The organism is Nitrosomonas supralitoralis, assembly GCF_003011925.2.
GTDB lineage: Bacteria > Pseudomonadota > Gammaproteobacteria > Burkholderiales > Nitrosomonadaceae > Nitrosomonas > Nitrosomonas supralitoralis.
In genome coordinates, this window is record NZ_PXXU01000081.1 from 1 (window position 1) to 8,602 (window position 8,602).

Below are 8,602 nucleotides of genomic sequence, written 5' to 3' on the forward strand. Positions count from 1 at the left end.
ACGCTATCTGGCAGAATTTGAATATCGATTTAATCGGCGGTTTAAGCTCGATGTGATAGTACCTAGATTGGTTCGTGCATCAGTTCAGACGCCACCCATGCCCGGACGGCTGCTAAAACTGGCTGAAACTTCTTGGTAATCAGGAAAATTTTATTCTGGCAAAATAATTCCTTTCACTGCTTCTAAGTTACCGCTATTCAAAGAGAACTGTCTTCCCCAATTTGGGAAATTTATTTATAGCGTTGGTGTATGGTGTAAATTATCATTTCATTTTGTTACGCAAACTGCGTGCCGGCATGAATAATTCAAAATCTTAAGAGGCAGTTTAAAATTGCAATCAGCTCAAGCAATCTTCTGTCATCCATCTAAAGATGGCACGAATCAAGATATTGATCTTTATTGTTAACAGATACGTATATTTTTCTTTTGCAATAAATTACTTGATGTTATAATTAAAAGCTTTTGTTATACCCATTATGGGTAATGAATAAATTTTTTGTTTATAACTAATCAAGAGGTTACGCCTATTTATGACGACTATTAAAGTTAAGGAAAATGAGCCATTTGAAGTTGCAATGCGACGCTTTAAACGTTCTATCGAGAAAACAGGAATACTAACAGAATTACGTGCTCGTGAGTTTTATGAGAAGCCAACAGCGGAGCGTAAACGTAAGCTGGCAGCAGCCGTGAAGCGTAACTACAAGCGTTTGCGAAGTCAATTGCTTCCACCCAAACTTTATTAAGTCATCATAGTCGAGCCCGGTATAGGAATAGATTTAAAGTAGTTAAGCACTATTTTTATCTGTCTTAGGATAGAATAATATTGGGTCGGAAAATAATGTCAGGCATGCTCGTATGACTATTGATTTAAAGCAGAAAATTACTGAAGACATGAAGACGGCAATGCGTGCGGGAAATACTAAGCAACGAGATACTATTCGCTTATTGCAGGCTGCTATTAAACAAAGAGAAGTGGACGAGCGCATAACGCTAGATGATGTGGCGGTTATAGCCGTTATCGAAAAAATGCTTAAGCAACGTAAGGATTCAATTGCACAGTACGAAGCAGCGCAGAGATTTGATCTTGCCAATAATGAAAAAGACGAGATTTCGATTCTAAATGTATATATGCCAAAGCCTTTTGATGATGCTGAAATAAGCAGTTTAATCTCCAAAGCCATTTCAGAAACTGGAGCAGTAAGCATGCAGGATATGGGGAAAGTGATGGGGCTGCTGAAACCTAAACTTGCTGGACGTGCAGATATGGCCAAAGTATCAATGTTAATTAAAGAGAAAATGTCATCATAAGGCTGCCCATTTAAGAATTGTACTTTTTGCTTTTATTTATAAGCCTCAGATACGATTTTTATTTGTTTGCGGGATGTATTATTGCTTTTGATAAATGATTCCACAACCTTTTATTCACGAATTGCTCAATCGTGTGGATATTGTTGATACGATTGATCGCCATGTCCCACTTAAAAAAGCAGGGGCTAATTTTGTAGCATGTTGCCCGTTTCATAGTGAAAAAACTCCGTCATTTACAGTCAGTCAACCAAAGCAATTTTATCACTGCTTTGGTTGCGGCGCGCATGGCAATGTAATTAGCTTTCTAATGGAATATAGTGGATTAAGCTTTGTTGATGCGGTAAATGATTTGGCATCTTACGTTGGTATGCAGTTACCAATTCAACAAACTGATATGCCTTCCAGTTCGGTTGTTCCGGATGATTCGGCAAATTATTTCGCAAATGATCATTACATTAGTAATCCAGAGATATCCTCTCAGGATCTTTTAAATGTAATGCAAGTTGCTACCCGCTTTTATCGAGAGCAATTAAAAATTTCCGAAAAAGCCGTTGCTTATCTTAAAATGCGTGGTTTATCAGGTAAAACGGCCGCACGATTTGCCATTGGCTACGCGCCAACTGGTTGGCAAAATCTGGAACTGGTTTTTTCAGATTATAGATCCGAAAAAACACGAAATTTATTAGTTCAGGCCGGATTAGTCGTCGTCGGTAATGAAGCTAAGCAGTACGATAGATTTAGGAATCGCATTATGTTCCCGATTCTAAATCAAAAAGGTCAGATCATTGGTTTTGGAGGACGGGTATTAGACGATGAAGAGCCCAAGTACCTGAATTCTCCAGAAACAATTTTATTTGAGAAAGGGCGCGAACTATATAATTTCTTTTCTGCCCGTCGCGCTATTCGTGAAGCAGATTGCGCGCTCGTTGTAGAAGGGTACATGGATGCCATCTCACTCTCGCAACACGGGATTGATTATGTCGTAGCTTCCTTGGGTACGGCTACAACTAGCTTTCACCTGCAAAAACTATTGCGTCAGACTGACCAGATTATTTTTTGTTTCGATGGTGACAAAGCGGGAAGAAAGGCTGCTTGGCGAGCTCTTGAAAACAGTCTTGCGCTACTTACTGACGGCAAGTTTATGAGTTTTCTTTTTTTGCCTGAGGGTTTAGATCCAGACAGTTATGTGAAACGAAATGGCAAGGAATCCTTTGAGGAGCAGCTCAAACAATCAATACCCTTATCAGAATTCTTATTTAAGGAATTATGTTCAAGAATTAATATCCAAACCAGTGAAGGCCGTGCCAAATTGGTTAATGATGCTAAGCCATTACTGCAGCGAGTAACTGCGCCGGCGCTTTTGTTAATATTATTAAGACGTTTGGCAGAGCTCAGTGGTCTTAGTCAGTCTGAGGTGGAAGAACTATTGCAAATAAAACCTTCTTACAAGAAATATACAGTTAAGAAAATATTAAGAAAACAGCCGGTCACGCCTTATCGTTGGCTAATTATGATGCTATTACATAATCCGAGTTATATTAATAGAATAGATAGGAGTTTGCTTTCGGGGGAAAAGGAAAATTCAGAAGAAATCTCCGCATTAGAAACATTGATTGAACTTTTTGATAAATACCCCCATTTGACTAATAGTGAAACCCAAGTTTCAACAATAGTTGTTTACTTACAGGACAGTTCACATAGAACATTGCTTGAAAACATCGAAAGTGAAACGCTAAAGTGGAATGACATAAATGCTTTAGAGAAAGAATTTTTAGGAGCGCTAGAAATATTGCAGCAAGCGCAGCGCAAGAAACGCATTACAGAGTTATATAGTAAGTCATTGAATATGCTTACAGACGATGAGAAACGAGAGTTGCAGCAGCTTGCAATGCGATGAAGTCGGTTTAGAAAGTGTCAGCAGTAACAAATTTTGATATAATTAAACAATTTAAGCTGCAAATTTATCCATGTTATTGGGAATAACAGTATGCCAAAAACAAGAACAGCCAAGTCTAAAGATACCGAGAATGAAATTATCAAGAAATCGTCCATAAAAAAAGCAAAAAATATAGATAATGAAATGGTAGAAAAGAAAGAAAAAACGACTGTGAAAAAAGCATCAGATAAAACAATTTCAACAAAAATATCTGTTAAAGCAGCCACGAGTGCGGTGGAGACTTTTCAGGCGGCAATGGAAGATAATCCCCTCAGTCTGAGTGAAATCAAGAAAACCAGAGGCAGGATTCCAAAAAAGAACAAAACTTCCAATGGCATGGAGGTTGATAAAATTGATGCTGCTTCTATTATCCAAAGCAGTAATTCACAGCCACAGGATATTGAAGCGCGTCGCATGCGCTTGAAGATACTCATCGGATTAGGGAAAGAGCGCGGATATCTTACCTACGCGGAAATTAATGATCATCTGCCTGATGATATGCTGGATGCAGAACAAATTGAAGGCATCATCAGCATGATCAATGATATGGGGATATCAGTACATGATGAGGCACCTGACGTCGAGACCTTGCTGATGTCCGATGCAGCCACTACTGTAGCTGATGAGGATGTCGCAGAAGAGGCTGAAGCCGCACTGTCGACAGTAGACTCAGAATTTGGGCGTACGACCGACCCAGTGCGTATGTATATGCGCGAAATGGGTTCAGTTGGTTTGCTCACACGCGAAAGTGAAATTGAAATTGCTAAACGCATTGAAGGTGGATTGCGTCACATGATCCAAGCAATCTCAGCCTGCCCTCCGATTATTGCAAAAATAGTTGACTTGGCTACTGAGGTTGAAAAAGAGACTATGCGCATAGATGAAGTTGTCGATGGATTATTAGATGCGAATGCGCAAGATATTGTCAATGAAGTGTTTTCTGAAGAAGCGATCGAGCAGGAGCTGGCTTCCAATGACCTTGGTGATGATGAAGATGAGGATGAGGACAGCGATGGTGCGGCAATTGCCAGTGCTGATTTGCTAAAACTTAAAGCAGATGCGCTTGAACGTTTTGCAGTTATTCGCCAGATCTACGACCAAATGCAAACGCTGCTTGATAAGAATGGACCTTATCATCAAGAATATCTTGAGTTACAAGATCAAATTTCATCTGAGTTGATGGCGATTCGATTCTCTGCAAAATTGGTGGAGAAGCTTTGCGACACGCAACGCGAATTAGTTGGCAATGTGCGTAATTATGAGCGTAAAATAATGGACCTGTGCGTATCCAAAGCAAAAATGCCAAGAAATCACTTCATCAAAACTTTCCCAGGAAATGAAACAAATCTTGATTGGATAACGCAAGAGATCAAAGCGGAAAAACCTTATAGCCAGGCACTCGAACATTACAAACCTGCAATTCTTGAAGAACAGCACAATTTGCTTGCACTTAGAAGTAAGATTGGCATCCCGATAAAAGACTTGAAAGAAATCAATCGTAAGATGTCTACCGGTGAAGCAAAAGCTCGTCGTGCCAAACGCGAAATGACGGAAGCAAATTTACGTCTGGTAATTTCAATCGCCAAAAAATATACCAATCGTGGATTGCAATTTCTTGATTTGATTCAAGAAGGAAATATTGGCTTAATGAAAGCGGTGGATAAATTTGAATATCGGCGTGGATACAAATTTTCAACCTATGCGACATGGTGGATACGCCAAGCAATCACTCGATCAATTGCTGATCAGGCACGTACGATACGAATACCAGTGCATATGATTGAAACAATTAATAAAATGAATCGTATCTCGCGGCAAATACTTCAAGAAACTGGACAAGAACCTGAACCGGCAATACTTGCGCAGAAAATGGAAATGCCCGAAGAGAAAATTCGCAAGATTCTCAAGATTTCTAAAGAGCCCATTTCCATGGAAACACCGATTGGCGACGATGAAGACTCACATCTCGGTGATTTTATCGAAGATGCGGCTACGATGGCACCGGCCGATGCAGCGGTTTATGCCAGTTTGCGCGGTGTGACAAAGGATATATTAGATTCTTTAACACCAAGAGAAGCCAAGGTGTTGCGCATGCGTTTTGGCATCGAAATGAATACTGATCATACTTTGGAAGAAGTCGGAAAGCAGTTCGATGTTACCCGTGAACGCATTCGTCAAATTGAAGCCAAAGCGTTACGTAAATTGCGCCACCCTGCTCGTTCTGAGCGTTTACGTAGTTTCCTTGATACTGGAAACAATTAGAATAAAAATAAGGGTCTGTAGCTCAGTTGGTTAGAGCAGGGGACTCATAATCCCTTGGTCGCTGGTTCGAGTCCAGCCAGACCCACCAATAAATCAATAGGTTAGATTAATTTCTAACCTATTTTTCTTTCTGATGTGACAAAATTGTGTCATCAAGGACGTTAGAAACTAGCTCGGCATGCTGCATAAGTTGCGGTTTTGATAGGTGTGCATACCGCCTCACCATCTCATGAGCGTCCGAATATGGCACTCGGAGATATTACACCAGCGATGAAGCTGGCAGAAGGTTTTAAACTAAAACTCTCTACTGTAAGCTCCCGTTAAAAATGGGGGTGATTACCATTTCTTCTCGTCCTTCTCATGCTCTCGCTCCTTTTTTGTCGTATATTACACGGCTTGGTTGAGCAAGATTACCGCTTAACTGCTTGTCTGAATTTGCACGGCCATTTCTTTATTTCGGGTGTAGAAATTACTTTGGGAAGAAACTTCTACACCTGCTGATTTGATCAGAAAATTATTAATCGCTTATACAGGAGGGATAGGCACTTGGGCAGATCGAGAGCAAGCCACCTGACGGAGTGCTCGTTTGCCTTTTCCAGCTCATCACCGCTAAGACTTGGTCGACATATTCGGGAACACGTTGCCAGAATATATAATTGGATTTTAAATCATTGCGTGCGAACACTAGAAGCTCCTGGACAGTTGGCACATGGCCTAGTTTATCGCCACGAGTATTTAAATAATTGACCTTTTCCACTGTGGGAGCGATAGGCACAACCCCCGTAAGCTGTGAGAAGTAACGATAAGCACCTTGAGGAGAATATGGGTTTCCAGGAAAATTCAAACCTGGCTCATCAGGATAAACATCCGGACAACCGAGCGCTCCCCCCATTTCTGCCATCGCACTTGTGATTTGTTTCAGATTGTTGCGCGGGTAGTTTATCTCTTGAATCGTCATGGTGTTGGGAAAAAATGTACGCATATTCTGCTGCACAATGATTAAATTGTTAAACCATCCGTCTAATTGAGGGGTCGTCAGGGGCGTTATCGCTTGTCCCATGGCCGTTTCAATCATGCCGATACCTTCAAAATTAGGGTGTGAATTGTAGCGTTCACCCAATGCCTTAAATAAGGCTATCAGCCGATCACGTACATTAGGATTCCATAATTTAATGTTATGGCCGTAACGGCTGCCATCATTACTGGGTATGGGTCCAAAGTCACTATATTTAAATGCACCACCTTCATATTGTGGCGCTTTCAAATAATCTGGGATGAGCTTCCAGTTAGCATTGAATGATTTTGTTTGTACCTGAATAACCAGCCGTTTATTCATGGCAGTAAGTTTGGCCAGATGTTTGTCGATGGAAGAGAAATCATATACGCCCGGTGATTTTTCCAGCCAACCCCATAAATAACGCAGCTGCATTCCACGTAATGCAGGTGTGGCTCCAAGCTCTGTGTATACTTTCGCCATGTAGATCGGGTCATCATTAGCCCAATTTTGGATGGTGTAATAGTGACCTGGATGCCATTTTATTCCGGTAGTTTCAGGAGGCAGTGGAGCTGCTTGTGCTATCCCCAAAGGAGCGATAATCATGCATTTAACGAATAATGCTGCAATGGATATAGCGTGTTTCTGTCGGCTAATAATAGATGAGAAAATGTTTAACTTCATAAAATTCTCTTTATTCATATAAAACACCTCTGATGAGTTCGTAAAAGTTGTTGTATTGCTCAATATTTGAGATTTTTTTCCGAAGATTTTCTGGTGCACTTGATATAACCTACAAAAAAAACCGTTTACGTCTTGGATGGTTAGATAACACCCTCTATTGAGTTTTTACTCGTACAATTTCTTTTTTTGCGTCTTGTTGTATTTCTGGAAAATTTATGAGCATTTTTCAGAAATACATCCTCAAAAAAAGATAGTGCCTACTATACTGAGTTGGAGGATTTTTGAATGCTGAAAAAAAAGTGGAATATGGGTTCTTTTTAATGTCAAGAAGATTTTTCTGTTTGTCAATGACAGATTTTTCTGTTTGTCACTGAATTGATAGCTAGTGTTGTAAATACGATACACAAAGCCATGTGTGGATATTTTTACTGAATTACTTGTGTTGCTTGTTGGCAGTACCCGAGAAAAACTGCATTTGAATATTTGCGGAAGTATTCGCTTAATTTAAAAGAACTGCCACTGCAACCACGCAACATTTCTCATGGCTGCAAGAAGTAGTAATTGCGATTTGATTTGGCAATCACTTTGTTAAATTGAGTAACTGGTACTTCAAATCGCAACTACTACAGATCAGGAAATGAATGGCCTCGCCCCTTGGGGCGGGGTCATTCATTGGCATAGGGGCTCTGTCTATTTTATTCAGCAGGAGTCAATATAAAAGAAAAGCCTATGCTTTAAAAGCATAGGCTTTCTTGTGAATATTCGAAAAATACTACTAGTTCGTGCAAGACGTATAAGCAGTTGGGCAGATGGAACTCAACCCACCAGCGGGATCGCTTCTTTGCTCAGCCCAGTTTAATACTTCCAATACCTTATCGTAGTAATTCGGAATCCGTGACCAAAAAATGTAATTGGCTTTGAGGGTGTCTCGTGCGAAAACCAGAATCTCTGCAACAGTTGGTTCATAACCTGTTCCATCATTTCTCGTATTCTCATAATTTTTCCGCATAACTGTTGGCGCCATGGCCATCATGCCAGAATAATCTGAATAGTAATTATAAACTCCCTGGTTGGGATCATACTGAGTCGCTTTAAAATTCAAACCTTTTTCGTCTTGGAAAGTATCTGGACCACTCAGTGTTGCTCCCATATCCCTGAGTTGGGTTACGAGTGAATTGAGAATTGGGCGCGGGTAATTTACTTCCTGAATTGTCATTGTATTGGGGAAAAACAAACGCATTTTCTGATTCACCTGAATCATATTCTCGTAAAACACATCGGCTTGGACGCTTGATATCGACTCAAGAGGTTGCCCCATAGCGCTTTCTATCATACCGATTCCTTCAAAGTAAGGATGTGAATTGTAGCGCTCTCCCAGTGCCTTGAATAAGGCGATCAGACGATCTCGTACTTGGGGG

5 protein-coding genes, 1 tRNA gene and 2 pseudogenes are annotated in these 8,602 nt (G+C 40.5%); 6 read left to right on the forward strand and 2 right to left on the reverse strand.

Annotated elements, in window-relative coordinates:
* The 6 genes and pseudogenes from C7H79_RS15760 to C7H79_RS15785 all read left to right on the forward strand — a co-directional run.
* Positions 1-139: pseudogene (locus tag C7H79_RS15760) on the forward strand (IS1595 family transposase); the annotation flags it as partial.
* 391 nt (positions 140-530) lie between these two features.
* Positions 531-743, forward strand: a complete 213-nt coding sequence (gene rpsU, locus C7H79_RS15765) for a 30S ribosomal protein S21 (protein WP_013648785.1) — start codon at positions 531-533, stop codon at positions 741-743.
* A gap of 118 nt (positions 744-861) precedes the next feature.
* Positions 862-1,308: a GatB/YqeY domain-containing protein gene (locus tag C7H79_RS15770; protein WP_106708221.1), complete on the forward strand. Its 447-nt coding sequence runs from the start codon at positions 862-864 to the stop codon at positions 1,306-1,308.
* Positions 1,309-1,402: 94 nt separating this feature from the next.
* Positions 1,403-3,205, forward strand: a complete 1,803-nt coding sequence (dnaG, locus tag C7H79_RS15775) for a DNA primase (RefSeq protein WP_106708218.1) — start codon at positions 1,403-1,405, stop codon at positions 3,203-3,205.
* Between the two features lie 90 nt (positions 3,206-3,295).
* The gene (gene rpoD, locus C7H79_RS15780) at positions 3,296-5,506 is read left to right on the forward strand and encodes an RNA polymerase sigma factor RpoD (RefSeq protein WP_106708219.1); all 2,211 of its coding nucleotides are present in this window, start codon (positions 3,296-3,298) and stop codon (positions 5,504-5,506) included.
* An 11-nt stretch (positions 5,507-5,517) separates the two neighbouring features.
* Positions 5,518-5,594: transfer RNA gene (locus tag C7H79_RS15785), tRNA-Ile, on the forward strand.
* A 429-nt stretch (positions 5,595-6,023) separates the two neighbouring features.
* Here the strand turns inward: C7H79_RS15785 and C7H79_RS15795 are convergent.
* Positions 6,024-7,202 (reverse strand): alpha-amylase family protein, encoded by a 1,179-nt coding sequence (locus tag C7H79_RS15795; protein WP_106708220.1) that lies wholly within the window; start codon positions 7,200-7,202, stop codon positions 6,024-6,026.
* Between the two features lie 757 nt (positions 7,203-7,959).
* Positions 7,960-8,602 (reverse strand): annotated as a pseudogene (locus C7H79_RS15800) (glycoside hydrolase); the annotation flags it as partial.

Bases quoted from the DNA above. Each gene is read 5' to 3' on its own strand.
- C7H79_RS15795 (WP_106708220.1), bottom strand. From the start codon at position 7,202: ATGAATAAAGAGAATTTTATGAAGTTAAACATTTTCTCATCTATTATT.
- rpsU (WP_013648785.1), top strand. From the start codon at position 531: ATGACGACTATTAAAGTTAAGGAAAATGAGCCATTTGAAGTTGCAATG.
- rpoD (WP_106708219.1), top strand. From the start codon at position 3,296: ATGCCAAAAACAAGAACAGCCAAGTCTAAAGATACCGAGAATGAAATT.
- dnaG (WP_106708218.1), top strand. From the start codon at position 1,403: ATGATTCCACAACCTTTTATTCACGAATTGCTCAATCGTGTGGATATT.